General features: G+C 69.0%; 20 protein-coding genes and 1 tRNA gene. 11 read left to right on the top strand and 10 right to left on the bottom strand.

What is annotated here, in order from left to right:
• Positions 1-10: 10 nt before the first annotated feature.
• The 6 genes from ACFO9I_RS12225 to ACFO9I_RS12200 all read right to left on the bottom strand — a co-directional run bounded on the left by ACFO9I_RS12225 (position 11) and on the right by ACFO9I_RS12200 (position 8,965).
• A complete protein-coding gene (locus tag ACFO9I_RS12225; protein ID WP_379181185.1) occupies positions 11-934 on the bottom strand; it encodes a DUF5655 domain-containing protein in 924 nt (307 codons plus the stop codon).
• Positions 927-2,255, bottom strand: a complete 1,329-nt coding sequence (locus ACFO9I_RS12220; protein WP_379181183.1) for a hypothetical protein — start codon at positions 2,253-2,255, stop codon at positions 927-929. Before ACFO9I_RS12220 ends, ACFO9I_RS12225 begins: the two co-directional genes overlap by 8 nt.
• On the bottom strand, positions 2,252-5,026 hold the full coding sequence (locus ACFO9I_RS12215) for a DEAD/DEAH box helicase family protein (protein WP_379181181.1): 2,775 nt from the start codon (positions 5,024-5,026) through the stop codon (positions 2,252-2,254). Before ACFO9I_RS12215 ends, ACFO9I_RS12220 begins: the two co-directional genes overlap by 4 nt.
• Positions 5,027-5,087: 61 nt before the next feature.
• The gene (locus tag ACFO9I_RS12210) at positions 5,088-6,524 is read right to left on the bottom strand and encodes a hypothetical protein (protein WP_379181179.1); all 1,437 of its coding nucleotides are present in this window, start codon (positions 6,522-6,524) and stop codon (positions 5,088-5,090) included.
• A 160-nt stretch (positions 6,525-6,684) separates the two neighbouring features.
• Positions 6,685-8,439, bottom strand: a complete 1,755-nt coding sequence (locus tag ACFO9I_RS12205; protein ID WP_379181177.1) for a hypothetical protein — start codon at positions 8,437-8,439, stop codon at positions 6,685-6,687.
• Positions 8,440-8,740: 301 nt separating this feature from the next.
• A complete protein-coding gene (locus tag ACFO9I_RS12200; RefSeq protein WP_379181175.1) occupies positions 8,741-8,965 on the bottom strand; it encodes a hypothetical protein in 225 nt (74 codons plus the stop codon).
• Positions 8,966-9,264: 299 nt separating this feature from the next.
• Between ACFO9I_RS12200 and ACFO9I_RS12195 the strand changes: the two genes are divergently transcribed.
• Positions 9,265-11,391 (top strand): carboxypeptidase-like regulatory domain-containing protein, encoded by a 2,127-nt coding sequence (locus ACFO9I_RS12195; RefSeq protein ID WP_379181173.1) that lies wholly within the window; start codon positions 9,265-9,267, stop codon positions 11,389-11,391.
• Between the two features lie 79 nt (positions 11,392-11,470).
• On the opposite strand, the gene ACFO9I_RS12190 is transcribed toward ACFO9I_RS12195, so the two are convergent.
• Together ACFO9I_RS12190 and ACFO9I_RS12185 are read right to left on the bottom strand one after the other, a co-directional pair.
• A tRNA-Arg gene (locus ACFO9I_RS12190) sits at positions 11,471-11,540 on the bottom strand.
• 323 nt (positions 11,541-11,863) lie between these two features.
• A complete protein-coding gene (locus tag ACFO9I_RS12185) occupies positions 11,864-12,145 on the bottom strand; it encodes a hypothetical protein (protein WP_379181171.1) in 282 nt (93 codons plus the stop codon).
• 202 nt (positions 12,146-12,347) lie between these two features.
• Between ACFO9I_RS12185 and ACFO9I_RS12180 the strand changes: the two genes are divergently transcribed.
• The 8 genes from ACFO9I_RS12180 to ACFO9I_RS12145 all read left to right on the top strand — a co-directional run bounded on the left by ACFO9I_RS12180 (position 12,348) and on the right by ACFO9I_RS12145 (position 19,684).
• Positions 12,348-13,268 carry a tyrosine-type recombinase/integrase gene (locus ACFO9I_RS12180; protein WP_379181169.1) on the top strand — a complete coding sequence of 307 codons (921 nt, stop codon included), beginning with the start codon at positions 12,348-12,350 and terminating at the stop codon, positions 13,266-13,268.
• The gene (locus ACFO9I_RS12175; RefSeq protein ID WP_379181167.1) at positions 13,265-14,758 is read left to right on the top strand and encodes a hypothetical protein; all 1,494 of its coding nucleotides are present in this window, start codon (positions 13,265-13,267) and stop codon (positions 14,756-14,758) included. The genes ACFO9I_RS12180 and ACFO9I_RS12175 overlap by 4 nt, the downstream gene beginning before the upstream one ends.
• Before the next feature lie 75 nt (positions 14,759-14,833).
• Complete coding sequence (locus ACFO9I_RS12170) at positions 14,834-15,148, top strand: hypothetical protein (protein WP_379181165.1); 315 nt, start codon at positions 14,834-14,836, stop codon at positions 15,146-15,148.
• Positions 15,149-15,478: 330 nt separating this feature from the next.
• Positions 15,479-16,177 (top strand): hypothetical protein, encoded by a 699-nt coding sequence (locus ACFO9I_RS12165; protein ID WP_379181163.1) that lies wholly within the window; start codon positions 15,479-15,481, stop codon positions 16,175-16,177.
• A gap of 54 nt (positions 16,178-16,231) precedes the next feature.
• The gene (locus ACFO9I_RS12160; RefSeq protein ID WP_379181712.1) at positions 16,232-17,047 is read left to right on the top strand and encodes a ThiF family adenylyltransferase; all 816 of its coding nucleotides are present in this window, start codon (positions 16,232-16,234) and stop codon (positions 17,045-17,047) included.
• A 318-nt stretch (positions 17,048-17,365) separates the two neighbouring features.
• Positions 17,366-18,217, top strand: a complete 852-nt coding sequence (locus tag ACFO9I_RS12155) for a hypothetical protein (RefSeq protein WP_379181161.1) — start codon at positions 17,366-17,368, stop codon at positions 18,215-18,217.
• Entirely contained in the window at positions 18,217-18,735 is a 519-nt protein-coding gene (locus tag ACFO9I_RS12150; protein WP_379181159.1) for an HAD domain-containing protein, read from the top strand. The genes ACFO9I_RS12155 and ACFO9I_RS12150 overlap by 1 nt, the downstream gene beginning before the upstream one ends.
• Before the next feature lie 151 nt (positions 18,736-18,886).
• Complete coding sequence (locus ACFO9I_RS12145; protein WP_379181157.1) at positions 18,887-19,684, top strand: DUF6308 family protein; 798 nt, start codon at positions 18,887-18,889, stop codon at positions 19,682-19,684.
• 171 nt (positions 19,685-19,855) lie between these two features.
• On the opposite strand, the gene ACFO9I_RS12140 is transcribed toward ACFO9I_RS12145, so the two are convergent.
• Positions 19,856-20,197, bottom strand: a complete 342-nt coding sequence (locus tag ACFO9I_RS12140; RefSeq protein ID WP_379181155.1) for a hypothetical protein — start codon at positions 20,195-20,197, stop codon at positions 19,856-19,858.
• A 388-nt stretch (positions 20,198-20,585) separates the two neighbouring features.
• On the opposite strand from ACFO9I_RS12140, the gene ACFO9I_RS12135 reads away from it, so the two are divergent.
• A complete protein-coding gene (locus ACFO9I_RS12135) occupies positions 20,586-22,934 on the top strand; it encodes a hypothetical protein (RefSeq protein WP_379181153.1) in 2,349 nt (782 codons plus the stop codon).
• 100 nt (positions 22,935-23,034) lie between these two features.
• On the opposite strand, the gene ACFO9I_RS12130 is transcribed toward ACFO9I_RS12135, so the two are convergent.
• A complete protein-coding gene (locus ACFO9I_RS12130; RefSeq protein ID WP_379181151.1) occupies positions 23,035-23,544 on the bottom strand; it encodes a calcium-binding protein in 510 nt (169 codons plus the stop codon).
• Positions 23,545-23,893: 349 nt separating this feature from the next.
• On the opposite strand from ACFO9I_RS12130, the gene ACFO9I_RS12125 reads away from it, so the two are divergent.
• A partial coding sequence (locus ACFO9I_RS12125) for a calcium-binding protein (RefSeq protein ID WP_379181149.1) occupies positions 23,894-24,700 on the top strand: 807 nt, incomplete at its 3' end.

Genomic DNA, 24,700 nt, shown 5'->3' with positions numbered 1-24,700 from the left:
CGGGGTGGGGTCAGCTGTTTTCGTAGCTGGTCTGGATCAGGGGGAGGGCGCGACGAAGTTGGTCTTGGTCGGCGATTCGCAACTCGAGATCCCCGGTGCCGAAGTGACCGATTGTGCGGACATCTCGGCTGAATCCGGGTTCGAGGTCGACTTCATCAGGATTCACCTTGAGGAACACCAGCAGTGTCTGGGTCTGAGGGTGCACCTCGACGCACGCGAAGTTCTTCAGGCGACGGAAGGCGAAGTACAGCTTCAGCGCCTTCTTCGTCACGTCGTCGCCGAGGCCTTCACAGAACGCCTCGAGCTCCCCGTAGAGGTCCTTCAGGCTTGCGGGCGATTGTTCCAAGTAGTCCGTGACCGTCTTGTCGCTGGACTTCCCGGGGGACCCCGCCGGGGTGGGCGGTGCGCCGGCTGCACTGGTGGAGTCGAGCTTTGCGGACGTCATTAGTTCAAGGGCGAGGAACTCACCCTTGAAGTCGCGGTACCGAACAAGCTCGATGCTGCGGTTGATCTGTTGGACAGCGTGCTCGTCGTAGCGGGTGAACCCACTGGCAACACAGATCAGCCGGGGATTCCGCCAGTCGATCGCCTTGGCTACGTCGGCACCAAGCTTCTCCATGACGAGTAGTTGAAACTCGGCTCGGTGGTCAAGCAGCCAGTCGAGGTAGAACAGGCCTTGGTTGATGACGTTCTCGTTGACGGCGCGCTTGTATTCGAAGATCACCGGCGAGAAGTTCTCATCGAGCCCGAGTGAGTCGATGCGCCCGCCGTGCTTGACGCCGGTGCCGTACTCGCTGGCCAAGAAGCGGATCCCGAACAGTGTCTCCATGTTCCGCTCTACGACCTGCTGAAGCGACTTCTCAAGGGCGACGGAGGAACTGGACAGTTCGGTGGCTTGGCCATTGGCAATCCGGAACAACTTGAGGTCAGACAACCGCGAACTCCTCGATAACATCCGTGTCGGAAGCGCGTCCGGTAAGGCGACCTGCGAAGGCTGCAGAAAGCACGGCCCGACGTAGCGAGGAGGATCGCGCCTCGGCCACAGGGATACTCGACTCCATTCGCCCGATGGCTGCCAACTGCTCGGTGAGTCGTTCGACCACTGCCTTCGAGACCCCAGCCGGGGGGACGATCACCGGCATCTTGCGGATCATCTTGAGGCTGATTGAGGCGAGGTTCACGCTCTGCTTTCCGTTCCGCTCCGCCCAAGGTCCCCCGAACAGGTTGGCCGTCCAGGACAGGAAGTACGGATCCAGATCCACGTCTTCCCGTATCCGGGCCCGGAAGACGTGATTCTGATGGATGCAGCGGTCGATTTGGCTCTCCCACACCCAGCCGCGAGCCAACTTGTCGCGGTCGCCGCCTTCGTTGAGCAGCACATCCCCGGGCAGTAGCCGAAGTTGCGCGGCCTTGACGGGTGGCACGCGGATGGTAGCTATCTGGCCAAGGTTGAGGTGTGCTCGTTGGACGTTGGCAACCCGCAGGTAGGGCACCTCGATGTAGCTGGGCTCGTCCTGTTTCTTGGCGTCCTTGGTGACCCCACCGACGACGTCAGCGACTTCTTCAAGTCGGCGCCACGTCCATCCATGGGGTAGGGGCGTGAGTTCTCCATCCGTTGCCCCCGCCGGTGTCAACGCGGCCGGAATGCGATCGCCTGTGACGAGTTCGCCGGTTAGTTCTTGGATGACAAGCCGATCTTGAAGCCGGCGCAGCCGAGCCGCCGCCAGATCTAGCCCGGCCTCCGCGGCGTCGAGCCGGGAGAACTGGTCTTCTAGCGTCTCCGCGATTCGGCACTGCTCGTCAAGGGAGGGGAAAGGTATGAGCTGCTTCATCACCTGAGCGGGTTTGGCGCGCGTATGGCTGCCCGTAACACCCGAGACCTGGGCGACGATCCAGTCGCGGAACTGAGGGCTGCTCAAGTAGTAGCGGAGAAAGTCGGGCAGAATCCGACCATGTGGTTCTGGACGAAGAGTGATCCATTCCGGGGACGCAATCTGTACCGCATCTCGGGTCGGGCCCACCTTCCAAACCCGGTTGAGTCTCGGATTGATCTTGCACAACAACACGTCGTTGGGTTTCACCGGACGCTTTGAGCTGCGGATCTCACGGCCATCGACCTTCTCGGGGCGTCCGCCCGAGAAAGAGGGAACACTCCAAAGTTCATATTCAGTGCCAGGGGCGGGTGTGATCGAGCCCTTCACCTCAGGAGCGATCTCTTCCAAAGGGAGGGCTTGCCACCCTGCTGGAAGGGTCATGCGGTGAGCTCCTCGTTCAGCAAATCGATCAAGTCGGCGGTTCGGTCGCCGAGGTCGCGGAGTGCCCCGTCAACGCCTCCGCGTTCGGTGAAGGGGGCCTCATCGAGGTCGTCGGGACTGATGCCGGCCGACGCGGCGATGACTTCGACCATGCGGTCTAGCCACCACCTTTCGGATTCCGAGAACGTCGCGCCGGCCTGCTCTTGCTGGGCCAGCCACGAGGCGTACCGCTCGTGCACGCGGTCGGCGTACGGCACGAGCTGGTCGTCGGCGCCGACCGTATAACGGAGGAGCGAGATCAGGTCGGTCAGGGTGTGGCGTGTTCGTGTCCCGCCGCCAGCGCTCGTCGGTCCGGGGGTGTCGAGGGCCACGTAGGCGTCCCAGATGATGTCGGGAGTCCAGTTGTGAGGCGGCCGGCTGATGCGGTCGGCGAGCTCCTGGATGTCCGCGTAGGAGATGCGCCGCTCGCGGGCTTCGGTGAGGAGCTGGATGGCGGTGATCTCGTCCCGATGCTCCTCGAGGTAGGCGCGCCAGGACTCGACGACTGCCTTGGCCTTGGTGGTGTCGACGACGCCGTGGGCGTCGAGGAGGACGTCGCGGCTGACCTCGTCGATGACGCGGTCGTGGGTGGCGCGCAGCTCGAGGATCCGCTGCCGGAGCTCGGGGTTGGCGGCGATGGGTCGGACGGCGGTGTCGAGGAGCTGTTGGATGGCCGCTGCGGGGTCCGGCGCGCCGTCGGCTGCCTTGACCTGTACGTCGGGGTCGACGGCGTCGACGAGGCCGCGGACGATGTCGCGCACCGGGCCGCCGGCGACGTCGTCGAGCTCGGTGCGTTCCTCGGGGGTGAGCTCGAGCTCGAGCTTGGCCAGGCGGGAGGCGAGGGTGGCGGTCTCGTCCTCGGTGAGGGTCAGTGCGGCGGCCTTGTCGAGCAGCTTCTTGAGCGGGACGGACTTCTGCCGGTTCAGGGGTGGGTCGACGAAGTCGTGTTCGGTGACGCCGATCGCGTCGACGATGACGAAGCGGGTCTTCTCGGTGGCGTCGGGGGTGACGGCCTGGAAGTCGGCGGGGGTGATGGTGCGGGCGCCGCGGCCCTTCATCTGCTCGAAGTACTGCGCGGAGCGGACGTCGCGCATGAAGAACACGCACTCCAGCGGTTTGACGTCGGTGCCGGTGGCGATCATGTCGACCGTGACCGCGATGCGCAGGGTCGCGGAGGTGCGGAACGCTTGGAGGTGGCCCTTGGGGTCGCGGGCGTTGTAGGTGATCTTGGCGGCGAAGTCGTTGCCCTTGCCGAAGACCTCGCGGACGTTGGTGACGATCTCCTCGGCGTGGTTGTCGTCCTTGGCGAAGATGAGGGTCTTGGGCACGGTGGAGCGGCCGGGGAAGATCTCGGTGAAGAGCCGGTCCCGGAAGGTCTCCAGGACGGTGCGGATCTGGCTCTTGGAGGTGACGGCGCGGTCGAGCTGCTTGTCGGTGTACTCCAGGTCCTCGTCGAGGGTCTCGAGGCGCTGCACCCGGGTGCGGCGGTCGACCTTGGGGACGACGGTGCCGGCCTCGATGGCCGAGCCCTTCTCGCTGATCTCGGTGCGGATCCGGTAGAGGTCGAAGTCGACGTTGACCCGGTCAGCGACGGACTGGGGGTAGGTGTACTCCGAGACGAGGTTCTGCCGGAAGAACCCGAAGGTCTGCTTGCCCGGGGTGGCGGTAAGGCCGACCACGTGGGCGTCGAAGTACTCCAGCACCCCGCGCCACACGCCGTAGATGGAGCGGTGGGCCTCGTCTACGACGACAAGGTCGAAGGTCTCCGGCGGCAGGGCGGGGTTGTAGGACACGGTGACCGGGGTGTCCGGCACGTACCCGTCGAGGCCGGGGTCGTCGGCGTCGGTGACCTCTTCGTTCTTGATGGCCTTGAAGACGCGCTGGATGGTGGAGATGACGACGTTGGAGGAGCCGAGCATGCCGGCGCTGGTGAGCTTGTCGACGTTGTACATCTCGGTGAACCGGCGGCCGTCGTCGGGGGTGCGGTAGTTCTGGAACTCCGCGAGGGTCTGGTCGGCGAGGTTGTTGCGGTCGACCAGGAAGAGGACCTTGTTGAAGCCGCCGTGGTTGAGCAGCCGGTAGGCAAGGGTGACCGCGGTGTAGGTCTTGCCGGCGCCCGTGGCCATCTGGACCAGGGATCGGTCGTGGCGCTGCTGGGCGAGGCTGGTTTCGACGCCGTGGATGGCCTCGATCTGGGCGGGGCGTAGGGGTGCGGTGTCCAGGTCGGGCAGGTTCCGGACCTTGGCGCGCCAGGTGGGCTGCTCTGGCTTGGCCTCGGCGTCGCGCAGGAGTCGGGCGAGGGCGCCGGGCTGCGGGAAGTTGAAGACCTGGCGGGCGCGGGGGGCGGGGTCGTAACCGTTGGTGAAGTGGGTCTCGGTGCCGCTGGCCTCGAACACGAACGGGATCCGGCCGTCGCTGGTGACGGCCTTGAGCCGGACCTCGGCGGGCAGGCCGCTGGCGTACATGGCGGATTGCCACTCCACTCCGGACAGGGTGGTGCCCTCGGGCTTGGCCTCGATGACCCCGACGACCTTCTGGTCGACGTAGAGCAGGTAGTCGGCCCGGCCGTGGCCGGGCGCCATGATGGTCTCGCGGACGGCGACGCCCGGGCCGGCGAACAGGTTCAGGTCCTTCTTGTCCTGGACCGTCCAGCCGGCCTGGGCGAGCTGGGTGTCGATGAGCTTGCGGGCACGCTGCTCCGCGGCCAGCCGGGCCGGGTCCTCCGTGGTCACCGCGGCAGGCTAACGCTGCTTGGGTCGCTAGGGGACGATTCCGTCGCCGTGGGCGCTGGTTCTACTGGTGCTGCTGAGCGGCTGTGGGGCACCGGGCCGGCGTATCACCTCCTTGGCCCGGTGTTGTTGGGGACAGCCGCTGGTACGGGTCGATGTGGTGCTGGCACCTCCTTCCTGGTCGGTTTCGTGGGGCTGAGCCGTCTGTCGTGTTCACTGTTGAAATGTCAAGGTGCTGGCGGTTCGCCAGGCAGTTCAACGCTGCCGGGAGGGGACTGTCCGCGGTGATTCCTGCTGCGCAGTCCCGCACCGGCTGGGCGGGAATGCGGGCGGTGGACGGTCCGGAGATGGCAGCGGCCCCGACACGGTGGGTCCGTTGTCGGGGCCGTGCTGGCTGCTTGCTAGGCGGCGGTCTTGGGCTTGCGGTCGAAGAGGTGCCGGGCCTTGACCTTGGCCACGGGGCGGCCGGTGTGGTCGAGGATGCGGATCTTGCCCTTGTGGAGGGTCTCCTCGTCGGTGGTGCACTTGATGTCGACCAGCAGGTTTGCGGTCTTCCCGCCGTGGATGGCCTTCGCGGCCTTGAGTTCGCGGTCTGGCGGATGATGCGGAGGGGTCGGGTGACGCTGAGGCTCTTGGCGGTCACGTCGGGGTCGCTGATGCCGGCGCGGCGCAGGAACCGGGTGAGGACCGGTGCCAGGGAGGCGGCGGCCTCCTTGGTGCCGGGCTGGGTCCCGAAGTAGGTGAGCCGCTGGGGGCCCGGGGCGGTGCGGGCCAGGGTCCGGCTCAGGGCGTTGCGGGTGAAGTCGTCGAGGGCGACCTCGCGCCGCTTGGGGGTCCATCCCCACAGGCCCTTGGCGCTGACCGTGGTGGGCTCGGTGCGATCGTCGAGGTGGTCGGTGGTGAGTTCGTTGCTCTCCATGTTGTGGACGCCGGCGGCCCCGAGCAGGTAGGCGGTGATGGGGCCTACGGGGGCGTCCTCGAGGAGGTCGATCTCGACCAGGATGTTGCCCAGGAGGGTCTCGTCGTCGGTCAGGGGGCGCCGGGTGAGGTTGCAGCGGCGGGGGAGCTTGGGCAGATCGCGGTCCAGGCTGTCGCTGGCAGGGCGGTCGCTGCGCCGGCGTCCGAACGACTCGCTGTTGAACAGCACGGTGCCCCGCAGCGCGCTCAGCGTGTTGCGGAGCAGGTGCAGCTGGTCGCGCTTCTTGGTGGTCAGCTTGCCGGTGAGCGTGGTGACCCCGGCGAGCTGGCGGAGCATCTTGGATGCGTCGATGTCGAGCAGGTTGGGGGCGTTGTTGTCGAGGGCCCAGGTCTCGATGACGGTGACGGTGGGGAGGATGGCGTCGATGTCGCCGGGGTAGAGGTTCATCGGGGCCCAGGTGGCGCGGGCGAGGTCGGCGGCAAGGCTGACGGGGATGTTGGCCAGGTCCTCGATCATCGGGTGCCGTGTGCGCTTTCCGCGGGTCGACGTGCGGGTCGTTGTGGTGGTGGCGGTGGTGGTCATGGTGGTCTCCTTGTTGGTGTGACGCGGAGACCTGTCCGGGTCCAGGCGCGAGGGGCAATGCCGAACACACGAGTGGTCTAGCCCACCTGATGTGCACGGAACATGCGACAGCCCCGACCCGAAGTTCGGGCCGGGGCTGCTGCCTTGCGCAGATCCAGGTTCAGTGCTCGTAGCGATAGGTGCGCAGGGCCAAGGCGTTGGTGACGATGCCGGCGTAGAGCACGTCGAGGAGCTGGTGGTTGAGGTCGAGGCTGGCGGCGCGTTTGTCCTCGAGGAGCCGGGTCTTGAGGTCGGAGAACCAGCTTTCGATTTCGTTGCGCAGCCCGTAGGCGCGGCGGTAGCGCTGGTCGCAGCGGGCGACCGGCTGCATCAAGGCCAGGGCGCGCTGCTCGGCCGAGCGGGCGGCGGTCTCCTTGTCGGTCGGCTTCCGGCGCCAGGGCCGGGGCTCGAACACGGCGTCGAACTCGAGGATCTCGCCGGTGCGGTAGCAGATCAGCTGATGGGTCGACAGGGTGCGGTGCATGCCGGTGGTCTGGTCGACCTCGGGGACGGAGTCCAGGCAGGTGACCCGCTGGGTCTTGATCCACTGGCCGCCAGTCCACCGCGCCTCCCAGAAGGCGCCGTCGTCGACGTAGACGGCGTGGGGACACACCCTCCCGTCGCCGCCGGCGTGCTCCACGTTGCGGTAGAAGGCGTGCTGGCTCTTGATCGTCACCAGCCGTTTCTGGGAGCTGACGTAGTGGCTGGTGCCCAGCGGCAGGCCGTGACCGGTGGGCAGGCCCTTGTCCACCTTGGCGATGAGACCGTCCAGGTCGTGCCGGATGGCCTGGCGCTTGTGCATCAGGGTCTCGGTGAGGATCTTGGGCGGTCGGGTGGACTTCTTCTTGGCGTTCTTCCGCGCCGGCACCTTGCTGCCGTCGCCCCGGGTGGTCGTGGGCTTGTTGCCGGTGCGGCGCAGGGTCTCCTCGGCGTCGATCTGGCTCAGCCGGAGTTCCTGCTCGGCGAGCATGTCGTCGAGCTTCTCCTCATCCGACTTCTTCGCGCTGGCGACCTTGGCCGGGAGCACGACCTGGACTCCGTACTTCGCGGCGAGCCACTCCACGGTCCAGCCGTGGAAGCCCTTGTCGTAGGTCAGGGAGTGGAGACCGTCGCCGGTGTGGCGGATGATGCGCTCGGTCAGCTCCAGGGCAGCGATGTTTTCGCCACGCAAGGCTCGCTCGACTCCGAGGAAGACCCGGCCGTACTTGGTGCGGGTGATGCCGACGACGTGGTTGATGCCCATCACCCGGCGCCCGTCCTTGACCGTCATCTTGATCAGGCGCTGCTGGCGGACCCCCGCGGGCGTCTTGGCGCGCGAGTGAAGCTTGTGCTCTTGGCCCTCGGGATCGGTCCAGCGCTTCGCTCGGGAGTAGGGGGTCAGCCAGGTGCCGTCCATGCACACGGTGTGCCGGGGCGAGGGGTCGGCAAAGTTCCGGGGGCGGTTGCGCTCGTACTGACCCAGCTTGCGGGCCCGCTTGGCGCCGAGCTCGGTGGAGAGCTCGACGAGCGCGGCCAGGCTCATGGGCACCACGACCGGATCGGTCGCCTCGAGGGGAGGGACCCATCGGGTGCGCCACTTGCGGACGGCGAGCGCGCTGGGCGCGGTGGCGGGCAGGTCGCGACCCGACACCCGGCGGACGAGCCGCCGCTTGGCCGCCCAGGTCTCCGGGACGCGGTTGATGGCCTCGACCTTCTGTCGGTTGCCGTAGACGCGGGTCTCGACGTCCTCGATGTAGCAGGCCAGATCGGTAGGCGTCGGCGGTGTCCCGGCCTCGCGGTGCGAGGCCAGCTCGTCGAAGTAGCGGTAGAGGTGGGGGTCACTGAGGAGTGCCAAAGACTCCTGCAGCTTGGTGGGCGCCTTGCGCGTTGCGGGCATGTCGAATCCGTCCTGCCGGGCTCCGGTTGAGCCGTTCGAGGCTGGACCGTCCGGACAGGCCCGAACGGCGCAGTCGCGCACACGCGGAGTCCGGCCCGTAGTGGCTTTCGCGCTCGTGGAGCCACCTGGGTCCGGCTAGGGCACTCGTCGTTCCCAATCGAGACACCGCAGGTGCCATAGGACTCCAGGCGAGAGCACGCCGGCTCGACGATGCGAGAGGCCCTCACAGTCGGACTGTGAGGGCCTCTCGACTTCTCTAGCCGGGACGCGCAGATATGCCCTGGGAGCAGAGCCGTCTTTGTCACAAGCGGTTGGCGACTGTCCAGCCCTTGAGCGAGAAGACGCCGCACGGGGCCCCGGCCGCTGCCCCGGTGCAGTTGTCGACTTCGTCGATCTGCATCACGACCTGGCCCGTGCGAGCGTCGAAGGTGAGTCCAGTGACGACGAACTCCGCGCCATTGGGGTTGAAGACGATGCGGCCGACGAGGTCAGCAGCGGGCATCTCGAGGATCTGGGTGGCGTTCATGATGGCTCCTGCGTGAGTGGTGGATGCGCCCGAACTGGACACGATCTGGAAGGTGCGTCGTTCGCTCTTTTGCGCAGTCACCTCACGTCCGGGCGTGCGGACCGGGGTCGGCCGTGGCCGGATGCAGGTCCTCGCCGAACTCCACCTTCAGCACGTCTTGCTTGAGCGCGGCGCCGGCGGACTCCCCAGCTCCGGTGGCCTCGGGAGACGGATCCGCGTTTTCGTGGACGCGGGCCCGCCGACTACGATTCGGCCGACGGCCGAGCCCGCGGCCGACCACAGTCACACGGGGGATCGCTGTGCTACGCCTGAAAGTCCTATCCGCGGCCACCATCGGCGCACTCGCCGCCGTCCTGGCCGCGCTGGTACTCGTCGCGGTCCCCGCGACCGCGGCCGGCACCGCGACCCTGACCGGCAGCGCCGGCGTGTCCGGCGCGACCATCACTGTCTACCCGACCGGCTCCTCGGCCGCCGCGGTCGTCGCAACGACCACCACGGACGGGTCGTTCACCATCTCCGGCCTGGACTACGGCTCCTACGAGGTCCAGTTCTCCGCGCCCGGGTACGTGGCCATCTGGTATGGCGGCGGGGAGGAACGCAACACCGCAACGGCCGTGGAGTTGGCCGACGACACCCCGGTCGCCCTGGACCCGGTCACCCTCAGCCGCGGCGGCAACCTGCAGGGCACCATCCGGATCGCCGGAGTCCCAGCGAAATCGGCCCAGGTCCGGGTCCTGAAGCTCCTCAACGGCATCTGGGTGCCCGAGTCCACCAAGGTCGCCTACACGACCTCCACGGGGACGTTCACCTACAACCTGTCCACCCTGCAGCCGGTCAAGGTGTACGTGTACACCGGCCCGACCGCCTACCGGCGCTACCGCGTCTACTACGGCGACGCGTTCAACCAGCAGACCGCGACCCCGCTGAACGTCGAGTCCGGCGCGACCGTCACCGGTGTGGACATCAACGCGCCCGCGTCCGGCACCCTGACCGGGTCGCTCGCGAACTCGTTCGGCGGGCCGCTGTCCGGTCAGGTCATCGTCTACGCGCGCGACCACGGCCAGACCGTGCCGGTGGAGATGGAGACGTCCGGCCCGATCTACTCGGGTCCCTCCTCCGGTTTCACCGTCGGCGTCCCGGCCGGCGTCGACCTGACCTACTCCGGGTCCAGCAAGTACTTCACGCCCGCGTTCCTCGGCGACGTCGACACTCCCGACCAGGCGACCTTCACCACCACCCTGCCCGGCGGGACCCGCACCGGACCCGCCGTGCGGTTGCCCGGCGGCCTGGGCATCCAGGCCCGGCTGGTTCAGCCCATCTGGATCGGCTCCGGTGGCCGCCCGGGCGTCGCGGGCCTCGACGTCACCGCCTGGCACGGGGACACGCTGATGAGCCAGGCCGTCACCAACGCCGACGGCTGGGTCCGGCTGCCCGGCCTGTCCGAGAACACGCCCGACGTCCAGGTCCGCGTCGACGGCGACGGCATCGACACCGTATGGCTTCGCGGCTTCGCCAACGAGGTCACCACCGACCGGACCGCCGCGTCCAACTACAGCCTGTTCGGCGACACCAGCGACGACCGGCTCGGAGAGTTCCCGATGAGCTACGCCGCCGACCGGCGGCTCGCCGCGACCGGCCAGCTCCAGGTCGCGAATCAGGTCCGGGGCAAGCCTATGGCGGTGCAGCTGCCGACGTGGTCGCAGACCCCCGACCAGGTCGACGTGTACATCGACGGCGGCGGCTACGCCTGGCACGTCGCAACCGTGACCGGCGACGTCAGCGGCGTCACCCCCATCGACTGGGCCGACAGCTGGGACGGCCAGGGGCAGACCGTGTACGCCGTCGCCTCGAAGGCTGGATGGCAGGGCGCGGCCTCGAGCACCGGCATCAGCCGGGTCCCGTTCACGGCCACGCACCCGCCGACGATCCGCGGGACTGCGGTGCCCGGCCAGTTGCTGCGCTACAAGCCGGCCACGTTCAACACCACCCCCGACAGCACGGAGAGGCGCTGGTCACGCAACGGTTCGGCCGCCGGGAACGCGGAGACCTACCGGGTGACCGCCGAGGACGTCGGCACCGTGCTCCGGTTCCAGGAGTACGCCACCTTCGGGTCTAGCGCCACCACGACCACGTCCCAGGCCGTCCGGGTCCTGGCGAAGTCGGCCCTGACCGGCTCCGCGAAGACGACCGGAACCCAGGCGGCCGTCACCGTCAAGTTGTCCACGCCGGGCGTCACCAAGCCGCGCGGAAAGGTGTCCATCGCCGCCGCAGGCAAGACGCTCAAGACGTACTCGGTCACCACCGCGCCGGCCAGCAGGACCGTTCAGGTCACAGTCAAGAAGACCGTCAAGCAGCTGACGGTCACCTACACCGGGAGCGCGACCGCGGCACCGGCCACCAAGACCATCGCTATCCGGCGTCCCTGACCGCCGCTCCTGACCGTCACGGCGCGTCCCCGATTGCATCGGGCGCGCCGAGTGCGGGTGTGCGTGCTGGCGTGGTTGCTGGCGCCTTCGGCAGGAGTCGAACCTGCGGCCCGCAACGTAGGAGGCCGCTGCTCCCGAGCTACAGAGGCGTGCCGAGTGCGGCACCGGCACCCGTCGGCACGATCGGACGGATGCCCAGCTGAGCTGTCCGTAGGTCCTCGTGGCGCTCCCAGATCCTGGTCGTGGGGCCATCGCGTTGACCGGTGCGCTGCTGGTCTCGGAGGTCGTTTCGATGGGGTGGCGTGGCGCCGTTCCCCGACTCGAGCGACCCGCGGCCGGGAACTCGATCGCGTCGACGATCTTGTGGCCTGCCGCCTCCACCGAGGCTCATCCAGAGGAGCGCGCTGAGGCAACCAGGGGGTAGTTCGTCACGGTTGCTGACGGCGCCGAGTAGGCGAACTGCTCGGACTTCTCACACGGGATCGAGCAGGCCCGCGGGGAGCCACTCCTCTACAAGAACCCAGCCGTCCGGGTCAAGGACGGGGTGGACGACCCGGCCTTCCCAGGTGCCGGCGACGTTGCGCCACTCGAGGAGCAGGCCTGCATGGTGACCGGCGCCGGTGGTGACCCAGCAATGCTTGATGGAAAGCGGCCCAGGGTCAGGGCCCGGTGGGCCGGTCGCGGCCTCCTGGCTGCGGGCGACGCGGTCGGCCATGGAGCCGTAGCTGCCTCGCTTGTTCATCCCGCCCGCCATGTGAACATGATGCCGCACGATCGAACTGGTGTTCTAACTCTGTCTTCAGAGTGCGCTCGGACCAAGAAGCAGCCGGGGTCTAGGTGCCCCGCAGGAACCCGGGGTCTCGTCGTTCTGCGGAGGGACAGGGCGCGTTCCCGGGTCGTTCGCCCGCTGACATCGCCGAGCCCGTGTGCCTAGCGTCGAGGGCGAGGAGAACGCCATGTCAGACCCCGAAGACACCTTCCGCCCCACCAGTCTTCCCGCGCTGGCCGAGCTGGTCCGACGCCGGTGGGCCGAGGAGGACGCGTTTACCCCCGCGACCTTGGAGAAGTGCGGGGAGACCGTGTCCCGGTTCGCTCGCCGACTGGACCAGCAAGGCATCCAGGAAGCCGGACAGATCGACCATGAGCACTGCCAGGGGTTCGTCGACGCCGCCACCCACGAGGGCGGTCCGCCCTCGCTGACCACCCGGCACTCGCGACGATCCGCCATCCGGATGTTCTTCCGGACCCTGCGGGAGCTGGGCTACGAGATCGGGGACCCCTCGCTGGACGTGCGGCTGCCCACGCGCAGCAACGCCGCGGCGCGGCCGCTCACCGACGTCGAGATCACCCTGTGCCGGGCCACCTCACGCATGGGTGCGGCCGGCGGAAGGTCCCTGCACCGGGCGGTGTGCTGGGCGCTGGGGGAGACCACCGCGGTCTCCAGCGAGATCTCCACGATCCGGATCGGCGACGTCGACCACCCCACCGACCCGCGCTGGGTCCGGCTGCCCGGGACCCGCCGACACGACCCGCGGCTCGGCGAGCTCAGCGACTGGGGGAGCCGCATCATCGCCCGCCAGCTCGAGCAGCTCGCCCAACGCAGCGCCTCCCCGGCGACGCTGCTGACCTACCGCGGCCGGGCGCTCCCCGGCGGCACCCACGCCCAGTCCGCGGTCTGCAACGCGCTGGGCGGGGTGCTGCAGCTCTCCGGACTGGCGGAGGAACCCGACGTACGCCCCGCCTCGGTGCGCAACTGGGCCGGCCGGCGGCTCTACGAGGCCGGCATGCCGGTGGAACAGGTTGCCCGCCGGATGGGCGCCCGCAGCCTGGACATGGTGGCCGCCGACATCGCGCTGGACTGGAGGGCCGCGCCATGAGCCGCGACCACTACAACACCTGGACCCGGGTCAGGGCCGTCCTGACCTCACCGAGCCTCTACGAGCTCGCCCGGACCATCGAGCCCGACCACCGCGGCCGAAAGCGAATGGCCAACCCCGCCTACGTCGTCCTGGCCTACGGCGTGATGGCCCGCGTCCTGCGCTCGGGCATCCGCGTCGAGCTCGACCTCGCCGACCGCAACACCTGGACCGCAGTGCGAGCCCTGATGATCAAGACCATCGCTGACCAGCACCTCGAGCTGCCACCCCCAGGGCCGCGCCCACCGAAGTGGGACCACTGGCGATTCCTGCGCGACCGCCACCTGGGCACCGACGAGGGCCTCGCCCTACTGGGGCGAGAGTTCCCTCCGATCGCGGTCGCCGCCGCCAACCGGATCGGTCTGCTGGACCCGCACGGCCCCGGCTCGCTGACCCACCCCGACCAAACCCGGGTCGTCTACGGCGACGGCACCCTGGTCCGCCCGCTGTACCGGCCCCCGGAGACGCGCCTGCTGGACAACGACGACGGCACCACCACGACCGCCTACCCCGACCCCCGCACCAGCCAACTGAACTCCCAGCCGGTCCACCGCTTCGACCCCGACCTGCAGCAGCACCACGGCCGAGGCGGCCCGGTGCTCACCCACGGCTACGTGTGCTGGCATGCCCGTGGCCCGCACCCCTACGAGCGCATCGACCTGGCCGCCGGCCACATCCCCGTGCCCGGCGCCGAGGCCGCCACCGCCGTCGACCTGCTCCGCGACGTCCACCGCGCGGCCGGCACCGGGATCCAGCTCGTCGTGTACGACGGCGCCCTGCGTGGCGTCCACATCGAGGACATCATGCGCAACTACGGGTACCTCGTCCTCGCCAAGCAGCACGCCGACAGCACCAGCGACGACCCCGAGGCCCTGACCCTGGTCAAGACCCCCCAGGGGCACCGCGCGCGCAGCCTCCCGCTCGGCACCGTCACCCACGACCTGCCCACCCGGCGGTGCGTCCACCACATCGCCGCCGCCGGCGGCAACGTCGTCGAGATCGACCTCGACGACCGCGGCGACCCCGTCGTGACGCGCACCCTGACCCGCAGCCACGTCAAGCGGCAGCGCCGCAAGGACGGCCACTACCACTTCAACGTCGGCTACCAGCTCGCCTGCCCCTACGAGACCTTCACCGTCTGGCTCAGCCCCCACCCCGAGAAGACCGCCGAGCCGGGAGACACCCGGCGACCCGAACAGCTCCGAGTCCTGCCCACCGGCGACCCCGACGCACTCCGGCTCGCCGGGATCCGCTCCGACGCCGAGAACTTCCACTCCAACTTCAAGCGCACCCTGCTCGTCGACCGCGCCATGAGCCTGGGCTGGCGACGCGGCCTGATCGACCTCTACTGCTTCACCCTGCTCAACAACGCCCTCGCCGAACACCGAGCCGCCGAACAGGACCAGCCCGCCACCGGCAGAGGCCTCTTCGCCACAGACCGGCTGGCCTGACCGGTCTCGTCCCGCCCTCGCCGCCCCACCTGGGCCGGCGAGCTATCCCAGTACACCCACGCGAAGGAGAAGGTCATGCCCGAGAACACCCAGCCCGAGAACACCGGACAGGCTCCCGAGATCGCCGCGAGCGAGAACGCCGGCACCGGGGGCTCCGCCGAGGAGCAGCCGTCCCCGAGCGGCACCCGTGCCGACGCCTCGGAGACCGCGCCGGAGGGCCGTCCAGAGATGGCGACGAGCTACGAGCGCACCCCGGAGGGCCACCGGGTCACCCGCCGCACCGTCTCGCGACGTGAGGTCACCGAGGAGACCCAGGAAACCATCACCGAGACCTACCCCGTGCCGTACCAGCCGCCGAGCCCGACCGGGCACCCGGCGCCGGTCGGCTGACACCAAGGGAGGCGACGATGCCCACCAGACTCGCGCCGCTGCCGCGCCACAGCCGAACCCGACGCCGGCCCCCGCACCGGTGTGGGCCGAGCACTACCCGGACCGGTGGCACCAAGAGCTCGCGGCCCTGCACGCCACCGGCTGGACCCACGAGGTCGCCCATCAGCCGGCCGGGGTTGTCCTGCGCGTGGACGACCCCCTCCCCCCGAACCTGGCCGACACGGTGCTCGCCCGAACGACGGCGCGGCCCACGAAGGACCGCGCCTGTCACCTGAGCTGCTGAGACTCGAGGTCTGGTTCCCGGCCCAGTACCCGTTCTTCGCCCCCACCGTGTCAGACCGGGACAAGCGGCTGCGACTGCGGCGCCACCGCAACCCACACGGGCTGCTGTGCTTGGTCGAGAGCGACGACTGGCAGGTGAACACCACGGTCGCGGTCCTGCTGGCCACCCAGCTGCCACGACTGCTGCGCGCCGCCAGCAGCGACACGCCCCCCGAACCGGACCTGGAGGTCCCGCGCCCCGAGCCGATCATGGCCCTGCTCCCCGGCGCCACGGTCACCGACGCCGTCATCATGCCGAACCAGCAGCCCGACCCCGGCACCGCAGAGGGGGCACTCGTGGTCCGCTACGCGCTGCGAGCCGGCGACCTGCTCGGCGCCGCGCTCGTGGAGCGGATCCTCGGCCACGGCATCGACATCCCCGGCCCGGCCCAGCGCATGCACCCCGCGTTCCGGATCGTCACCTACGGCCGCTGGGCACGGGACCCGGACTTCGACCCCGCCGACCCGCCGGAGGCCACCTACCGACGCCTCGAGGAACGACTGTGTCCCCTGGACGTCGACGACCCGCTGCTGACCACGCCCGACGGCAACGACCCGCTAAGCCGCGACGGCCAGGCGGTCATGGCACCCGAGGTGCTCGAGACCCTGTGCCTGCTGGTGCCCAGCGAACGCGGCTACCGCCAGGCGGCCGAGGAATGGGTGGCGATCCAACGCCTCACCATCGACGGCCAGCCACACTGCCGCTAACTCCCCGTCCAGTACGTCGGCGGTGACGGGGCCGCGGTCCGCACCCCCGAGACCCTGGCTCTAGCCAGCCGGCACGCGGTCATCGTCGGCGTCGGCGCCCTCGGCGCACACGTGGCCATCGATCTGGTCCGCACCGGCATCGGCCGACTCGACCTCGTCGACGGCGACCAGGTGGACGTGGCCACCGCCAGTCGCCAGTACGCCCCGGTGTTCGCCGCCGGCCGCCCCAAGGCCGAGGCCCTGGCCAGCCACCTGATCGTCGGCCACCCCGACACGCACCTCCGGGTCTTCGACCTCACCGTGGGCCACCTCGACCTCTCCGACCACCGCCGAGCACACCGCCGCGAGCTGGAACAGCGGCTGCGCACCGCGGACCTGGTCATCGACGCCAGCGCCGCACCAGCCGTGACCCGCTACCTGGCCGGCGTGCGCGCGGCGCACGGCTTGGACTTCCTCCACCTCAGCGCCACCGCCGGGGCCTGGGGCGGCTGCGTCTTCCTCGCCACCCCGGCCACCGGATGCTGGGCCTGCCTGCAGCACCATCGCCTCGACGACGCGGTGCCGGTGCCACCGGCCGACCCCACCGGCACCATCACCCCACCGGGCTGCGCAGACCCCTCGTTCACCGGCACCAACCCCGACCTGGCCACCATCGCCCACCACGCCTCCCGGGTGGCGATCGGCCGGTTGCTGGGCTTCCGGGGCCTGGGCGGGGACCTGTACGTCGCACGACTCCGCAGTCGCGACGGCACTCCCCGGCCCGTCTCCTGGCGCGCCGTCCCGGTGCCCGTGCACCCCGACTGCCCCCTCCACCCCGCGGCCGACACCACACCAGGTGCCGACCAGCACCGGGGAGCCGAGACGCCGTGAACGCGAGCACACACCGGTCCGCGACCACACCGGCGTGCACCGACTGCGCCCCGGCCGCCAGCCCGGACGATGCCCCAGCGACCTCACGAAAGGGAGGCGGACGGCCACAGCCCACCGGGGGCACCGATCCCACGAACTCAACAGAGGGAATCAACACGGCGACCGGCACCGCAACCGCGGGTCCGGGCGGCGGGGACGCAATCCGAGCGCGAAGGAGGTGAAGCAATCACGCTCACGCGCATCCCCGCCCCGGACCCCGCCGGGTCGCCCCGCGACCGACACAACCAACCCGCCCACCTGCTCGCAGGAGGGACCCCGATGACGACGCCTACCCACCCCGACCTCACACGAGCATTCCGGCTCGCAGCCGGGGACCTGCCCCCGACCGCCGACACCGACTTCGACGACCCGACGTCGCACGAGCCCGGGTGCATCGACAAGCGTGTCCTGCTCCAGGCCACCTGGTGGTACGACATCCACGCCCACCGGCACGGACTCGGCGCCATGAGCCCCGACTACCGAGCCAACGTCCTGGCCCACCTCGAACGACAGGGCCCCGTCTGGCTGAACGAGGCCAAGGTCTGGGTCTTCCTCGACTGCCTGCGCAGCGACATCTCCCCGGCCGAGGCGGCCGCTCGGCTGGAACTGCTCGACCTGCTCACCCCCGGCTGGACCGGACACACGCCCCTGGGCCGCAGGCTCCACAGGCTCAACGGCACCATGCATGAAGCCCTCGAGCCGCCGCCGACACTGCTCGGGCCCGGCGAGACCGAGCAACCGGAGGTCCTGCGCGACAGCGACCGCGGCAGCTGGCAGGTCACCACCGAGAGCGCCACGACCTACCTGATCGACCTGGACGGTCGCCGCATCGCCCGCCACCCCGGCACCGGCACCGGCACCGGCACCGGCACCGGCACCGGCACCGGCACCGGCACCGGCACCGGCAACGGATCTAGCCCCTCTGCACCCGCCGTAAACATCAGCCTGCTTCCCTTCGACGGAGAGTGGGCACGCCTCGCCGGCCTGGTTCAGTGCCGCCTCGGCAGGCCCCTCTTCATCCTGGACGAACGCCCTACCGGGGCCGGCTACCGCATCTCCACGCCCGTCACCATGATCGAACAGGGGCCCGTCGCCCAGAACCCGTCACGCGGTGGGCCCGGGAGGCGTTGATGCCCCCACCCCGCAAGGCACTCATCGTCGACGTCGACGGCGTGGTCTCACCGGTGCACGGCCGCACCGCCTGGGGCGACGACGTCACGGCCGGCAACGTGTTCGGCCCCGTCCTGGTCTCACCCAGGCTGTGCGCTCGCCTGGACGACCTCGCCCAGACCCCAGGCCTGTCCTGCTGGTGGCTGACCAGCTGGAGCATCAAGATGCGCACCGCGATGCACCCGTTCCCCGGCCGGGGCTGGCCGGCTGTCGCCGACCCTGCCCAGGCACCCATGGGCGGCCGGACGTGGTGGAAGCTGGCCGCACTCGAGACCTGGCTCGACCAGCACGCCGAGATGCTCGCCCTGGCCTGGTGCGACGACGACCTCCGAGGCGGCCGACCCCGCGCGGTACGACGCCGGCTCGCCTCCCGTGGACTAGAGCCACTCCTACTCAGCCCCCGCACCGAGGTAGGTCTCACCCCCGCGCACTTGGACCAACTGGAGAGCTGGGCGATGAGCCTGATGCGCCCACAATGATCCGCCTCCCACTTCCCGACCGGGTACAGCGTCGGGTGCCGCGACCGGGGCGGCACCCTCCGCCGTTTCGCCACCGCGGCCCGGACCTTCGGGCTACGGTCCACAGACCTGGCTTCGCCGCGACGGACCACTACCTCGGAAGGCACCACGCATGCCCACTGCAGACCCGACCCCGGCCACCGCAGCTCGCCCGGAACGGGGTTCCTATGCGGCCGGCCGCACCTACCCGTTGCCTGCCGGGTGGCGGACGGTCGAGCCTCGCGTTCTCGAGGTCGCCCTGGAACGCACCCTGTTGGCCCTCGACGGCGACGCTCTCGAGCGCCTGGCTGCCTACTATCGGCCCGAGGGGCACTTCGCCGGCGCTCTGGTCAGCACCATCGACCCCAACCCGGAGAACGAGATCTGCGCTGCGGACCTGCTGGCCGTCTCCATGCTCTCCATCGAGATCCCGCAGCTGACGGCGCGCCAACTGCTCGACGTAGGACAGCCCCGGCGCGTCGCCCACCACCTCCTCAGCCAGATCCCCTATGGCCTGTCGATCACCGCTCTCGACACCAACCACCCCGAGGTGGCCACGGCCACGAACGCCATGTGGGACCTGCACAATCACTTCCGCACCCTGTTGTCCACCGAGGACCGCGACAGCAACCGGTGGGTGTTCGCCGCGAAGCTGTGCGCACGCAAGCGCCCGTGGCTCTTCCCGGTGCGCGACAACCTGGTCTGCACCTACCTCGCCGAGGACCACAAGCTGCGCACCGGCCGCGGCCTGGGGCAGTTCGACGTCGACCTCCAGGTCTTCGCCTTCTTGATGTCCGGGCCGCGCGTGGCACACCGCCTGGCTGAGCTCCGCGCAGAGCTGCAGGCGCGCGGCTATCAGCTGGACGAGACCGACCTACGGCTCCTCGACGTGGCCTTGTGGACCGCGGCCCGGTCGACCCCTGCGGCGTAGTCACGCAAGGAGCGCCCGGGCGATGCCAGTCTCCCTCGATGCGAGGCGGGTCACCTTGCCTCAGTGGAGACAGGAGTCAACAAAAGACGCGTCGACGCGCTCGCCGGTCAACTGGCGATGGCCAGGCCCGAGCCGCTCCCGGCCTGGGCCCCGTCGTGCGTGGGGCCTCAGCTATCCGCGGTACTTGCAGGTCGCCGCGGTTCCATCGACGTTGGCGGTGAACTCGTCGGCCCCGTGCTGCGCTCCGAGCGAGAACTCTCGCACTCGGACGTGGCTGAAGCCGTTCCACTTCATGTTGACCACCTGGCCATCTTCCACTGTGGCTTTCCAGAAATGCCCAACGACAAGCGGGTTCTCGGGCCTGCAACCGTAGTGGCCGGCCTTCAGGTCGACGGCTTGGGCGGTCAAGTACCAGATTGCGAACGCGACCCCGGGCGCGCAGAAGAGCGCGATGAAAACCCAGTGGGTGCGCCTGGCTGCCCGTGCAGCGGCGTCCTGGTCCAGTACCGTCATGATGGCCCCCTCGATCGTGGCCGGTGCAGGCTACCGAGTCACCGGGAGCCGCTCGGTCGTATTCGGGATTTGCGTCGCTGCCGCCCGCAAGCCGGCTGCTCGTACGCCGCAGTCTTCGGCGTTCAGGCGACACGGCCCCAGTTTGTGAAGCAGACCCGGGTTCCCCTCCCAGTAGCGACTCGCTCGAGTGGGCAACAACGCGACCCGATCACCGCGAAACCGGTACACGCCGCATGCGGGTTGAGATACTTCACCGCGCCGGCCGGGCAGCGCGGGGCTCGCCCGCCGGTTGGAGGAGGATCCCATCCCTACCGAGACACTCCGGCTCACGAAAGACGAGCTGCTTGCTGCCTACCCGGACCAGGCGTGGCGGCAGTCACTCTTCGAGGTGCAGCGGATCGTGGACTTCCTGCGCGGGTCGATCCTCAAGGAGAAGTACAAGGTCGCCGACGATCTGGGGCGGATTGTGCACCTGACGGAGCACGGCAACCAGGTGATGAACAAGCTCATCTCCAAGCACGACGCAAACCCCAAGGACGCTCGGCTGTTGTGCCTGATCCAACTGATACACCGCGAGCCACTCGTCGACTTGGACAAGACCAAGGTCGAGGATCTCCGGGCTTGGGTCGACCAGCAGGTGCGGGGCCGCGACCTACTCTTCCCGTTCATCGCGGGGCGCGATCTCTACGACCGGGCGGCCGAGCTCTTCGAGGAGGCGCGCGACAGTCTGTCGCACGCGGACACGCTCAAGCTGCTCGACGGCTTGCCCATCGGTGTATTCCAGTCCGGGCCGTTCGTGTCCGGGCCCTACGGCCTGTTGCGCAGCCCCGAGCGGCGCTGGTTCGCGCCGGTCAAGACCGTGCCGATGTACCACTGCAGCGAGCTGACCTGCGGTGCTGTGCACCGCTGCCAACTGAGCAGCGACTACACCGCCCCCATCAACGAGCACTGGGCGACGCTCGAGCAGGTGCTCGACTCGTTCGGGTCCGATGAGTCCGAGTGGGGCGAGCTTCTGGAGCAGGTAGGGGGGACCGAAGGATCACGGTTCGACGATCGTTCTTCCGAGCCGCTCATCCTAGTCCTGACGGACCTGCTGGCCGACGATGAGCTGCGGACGCTGCTGAGCGACGTCCTGGACAACTCGGCCGGATCACTGCGCGCGCTGGTCGAGCCGCTCGGCTTGGTTGGTCGCGCCGACGACATCGCCGAGCAACAGGGCCGGGCGCAGCTGATTCAACTCCTGCTCCTCGTGCCTAACGATCTGCTCCTCACCCGGCTGGACAAGCTGATCGTCAAGGGCGGCCAGCCCGGCCAGACGGGCCCAGCCATCCACGTCGAGGCCGGTGAGGTGCGGCGCCTGATGAGCAACCGCGGCATGGGCTACGGCACGTTCGGCACCTACCCGGAGATCTCACCCTTCGGAGTCCGCTTCACCTCCGATGATTTCGCGCTCGGGCCGATGCGTCTCAAGCGGCTGGTCGAGGCGCTGTACGGCATGGATGACCACGGGGAGATTGACGAGCTGCAGTGGCAGTTGCGCCACGTGGAAGGCGACGACCCGCACGAGCAGCTCGAGGAGTTCGTCCGCTCCGCCGCACCGGACGACGTGGTAGCCCGCCTTATCCTTGCGCGACGCACGAACCAGATCCTGGCCTGCGAGAAGCTGGGCCTCGACTACGAAGACTTCAACGACGACGCGGTATTCGTCGAGGCCATCCTCTGGAAGCTGGGGTTTTACCACCAGGAGCTGCTCGACCCTAACCGCGAGTTCTGGGAGCACCATGGACGCTTGAAGCGCTATGCACAGACCGCCGGCGTCGGTGCACGCGTCGACGCCGGTGAGCTGAGGTCAAGGGCGGTGAACTACTTCGTCGAGCTCGAACGCCTCCTCGACGACACCTTGGCCTTCGCCACCTGGGCGCTCATCAGTGATCATCAGGCCGCGGAACGAGCCTTCGCCTACGAGCCCTCGGCAGAACGAACCAGATCCTTCGACCGGCTCAACGAGCAGGAGGCGCGACGTGAGGCCGGCGACGAGGTCATCCGGCTCGCGGAGGCGAACACGCTGTATCCGCTGATTCGCGGCTTCGGGATCCTGGCAGATCTTCTGGAGCGCCTCCAGGGTGAGGCGGCAGAGCACCGCCGGGATCTTGGCGACTACCCCCGCTACGCCGCCTCCACCACGCTCAAGAGCTTCCCGTTCGCACACACGGTTCCGTTCCTCGACCTCCTTCCGAAGGCGCGCGAACGAATCATCGAGTCGCTCCGTCATGTCCGCAGCACCTTGGAGTCGGCGGCCGTGCATGAGGTTCGCAATGACTACATGCACTACCGGGCGTCCGCCATGGATTTGCCCCGCCTCGACAACTCGTTGGAGGCCGCGCAGCGAGCCGTCGGCCGGTTAGAGGCCGACGGCCTATGCCGCACCATGTTTGGCCTGGCGAGCAACACCGGCGACGCCTGGGACCGCCGCATCTTTACGCTGCGCAGCGCCAAGGGCCGGGAGGTCGCCTTCGCCCGCCCCGGGGCGTTCGACTGGAACCTGATGCCCGGCTTGCGGGGCATCCAGTACATCGTCCCGGCAGCGGTCTTCGCTCGCCCCAACGAGATGTTGCGATTTCGGCCCGTCTTTCGGACGCCGTACGCGGCCTACTGGGACGACTTCCCCAAGCCTCGGCAACGCCGCTCGGCGGTGACCGCATCGACCGAGGTGCGACAGGAGGCCGTCATCCCCTAGGCGTCGGCGAGGCACTGCTCGGAGGGGCGATCTGGGGTGGGCGTTCCTGCAGCAGCACGGCGTGACGCCGGATATGACCGACGCTGCTGCCCCCTGGGGGTCAGGGCGAGTACGGCTGGACCTTCTCGCATCCGATGAACCGGTCCCCGGGGTCGCGACCCTTGAGGTACTGGACTAGGTCGCGGCCGGGCCCGCATCGCACCACGTCAGCGTGGCCGTCCTTACGCATCACCACGTAGTCGCGACCGGCGCCCGCCCAGGCGTGGTCGGCACCATCTCCAAGGTTCAAGGAGTCCCGATCGCCTTCACCGTAGATCGCGTCCCGGCCGGCGTAGTCGGAAATGACGTCCCCTCCGAATCCACCGTGGAGCTCGTCGTTGCCTGGCCCGCCGCCGATCGCGTCAATGCCGCCTCGGCCGGCGGCGAAGTCGTCGCCAGCTAAGGCCCGGATGTTGTCGCCCTGCGCGGTCCCGACCAGGTGGTCGTCTCCGGAGGTTCCCCGGATCTGCGCGGCCGCGGCCGGCGCCGCGGTGGCGAGAACCGCGATCGCCGCAACCACCCCGGCACCGCGGCGAAGCCGCTGGGAACGAATGCCCAAGAGCCTGACCATGTCGCCGTCTCCTCGTTACTAGGACTTCCGATACCTCGAGGCTAGACCGGACGGTGGCCGGTCTGCACTCAGTGCGCTTCGGCTGTGCGCCGGCCGTGTCGAGGGCGTGGGTGTGGGCCCCGTCCGGGGTCGGGGCCGGGCCTCGCCGAGTGTGAAGCCTCCTTGTCGGTCAGTAACGGTGCATGAGTTCCCGCAGCCTCCGCTGTCCAGAGAGCCAGTTCCATCGGGTGGGTCCCGCCGCCCCGCGGTGTCGATCACATTCGACGGGTTTGCCTGCGTGGCGCCGGGGGTGGTGAGAGGATTCCTCGGCCGAGATTCCGGCCGCCACTCACGAAGATCGAGAAGACCGATGATTTCGACGCGCCCTTTGGTTCTCCTGGCCCTGACTGCGGCTTTGCTCGTTCCCTCGGGGCCTGCCGCGGCTACCCCGGGCGCCGCCTGCACGATTGTTGGCACGGCTGCCGACGAGACCCTGGTGGGTACGGACGGCGACGACGTCATTTGTGGAGGCGGCGGCGCCGACCTGGTCCGAGCCGGCGCCGGGAACGACAGGGTCATCATGGCGACAGGCCAGGTCATGACTGCGTTCCTGGGCGATGGGAACGACTACTTCGATGGGTCGCTAGGGGCGTCGGCGACCGTTGACGGAGGCGTCGGCAGTGACGAGATCGTGGGCACCCCCGGTAATGACGATCTCACCGGGGGAGCTGGTACGGATGGCGACGAGGACGTCATCGACGCCCTGGGCGGCGACGACGTGGTCGATGGGGAGTCTGCCACGGACGTGAACGTCGACCTTGGCGACGGCGACGACGAGTTCGACGGCGGTGACGGAGGCAGCGCGGACATTGATGGCGGGGACGGCGAGGACGTCATCACCGGCACCCCCGGCGCCGACGTCATCGCCGGCGGCGCCGGCGCAGACGAGCTGTGGGGAGTCGCCGGCGCGGACAACCTGGACGCCGGGGTCGGTGACGACATTCTCGTTGGCGGCGACGGGGTCGACGTCCTCGACGGGGGCTTCGGACTCAACATCTGTGACTACACCGCCACCGAGGTCCGCACCACCACCTGTGAGTACGACGATGCAGGACCGGTGGTGGAGTCTTTCGGGATCAGCCCGGATCCGGTGGAGGTTGGCGCGTCGGCGGCCGAC

Source organism: Nocardioides sp. GCM10023255 (genome assembly GCF_042653125.1).
In the GTDB taxonomy this organism is placed as follows: Bacteria; Actinomycetota; Actinomycetes; order Propionibacteriales; family Nocardioidaceae; genus Nocardioides.
The sequence above is the reverse complement of the archived record's forward strand: the minus strand, read 5'-3'. Positions and strand labels throughout refer to the sequence as shown.

Bases quoted from the DNA above. Each gene is read 5' to 3' on its own strand.
- ACFO9I_RS12140 (WP_379181155.1), bottom strand. From the start codon at position 20,197: ATGACGGTACTGGACCAGGACGCCGCTGCACGGGCAGCCAGGCGCACC.
- ACFO9I_RS12200 (WP_379181175.1), bottom strand. From the start codon at position 8,965: ATGAACGCCACCCAGATCCTCGAGATGCCCGCTGCTGACCTCGTCGGC.
- ACFO9I_RS12175 (WP_379181167.1), top strand. From the start codon at position 13,265: ATGAGCCGCGACCACTACAACACCTGGACCCGGGTCAGGGCCGTCCTG.
- ACFO9I_RS12180 (WP_379181169.1), top strand. From the start codon at position 12,348: ATGTCAGACCCCGAAGACACCTTCCGCCCCACCAGTCTTCCCGCGCTG.
- ACFO9I_RS12205 (WP_379181177.1), bottom strand. From the start codon at position 8,439: ATGCCCGCAACGCGCAAGGCGCCCACCAAGCTGCAGGAGTCTTTGGCA.
- ACFO9I_RS12150 (WP_379181159.1), top strand. From the start codon at position 18,217: ATGCCCCCACCCCGCAAGGCACTCATCGTCGACGTCGACGGCGTGGTC.
- ACFO9I_RS12155 (WP_379181161.1), top strand. From the start codon at position 17,366: ATGACGACGCCTACCCACCCCGACCTCACACGAGCATTCCGGCTCGCA.
- ACFO9I_RS12185 (WP_379181171.1), bottom strand. From the start codon at position 12,145: ATGGCGGGCGGGATGAACAAGCGAGGCAGCTACGGCTCCATGGCCGAC.
- ACFO9I_RS12130 (WP_379181151.1), bottom strand. From the start codon at position 23,544: ATGGTCAGGCTCTTGGGCATTCGTTCCCAGCGGCTTCGCCGCGGTGCC.
- ACFO9I_RS12170 (WP_379181165.1), top strand. From the start codon at position 14,834: ATGCCCGAGAACACCCAGCCCGAGAACACCGGACAGGCTCCCGAGATC.
- ACFO9I_RS12210 (WP_379181179.1), bottom strand. From the start codon at position 6,524: ATGACCACCACCGCCACCACCACAACGACCCGCACGTCGACCCGCGGA.
- ACFO9I_RS12220 (WP_379181183.1), bottom strand. From the start codon at position 2,255: ATGACCCTTCCAGCAGGGTGGCAAGCCCTCCCTTTGGAAGAGATCGCT.
- ACFO9I_RS12145 (WP_379181157.1), top strand. From the start codon at position 18,887: ATGCCCACTGCAGACCCGACCCCGGCCACCGCAGCTCGCCCGGAACGG.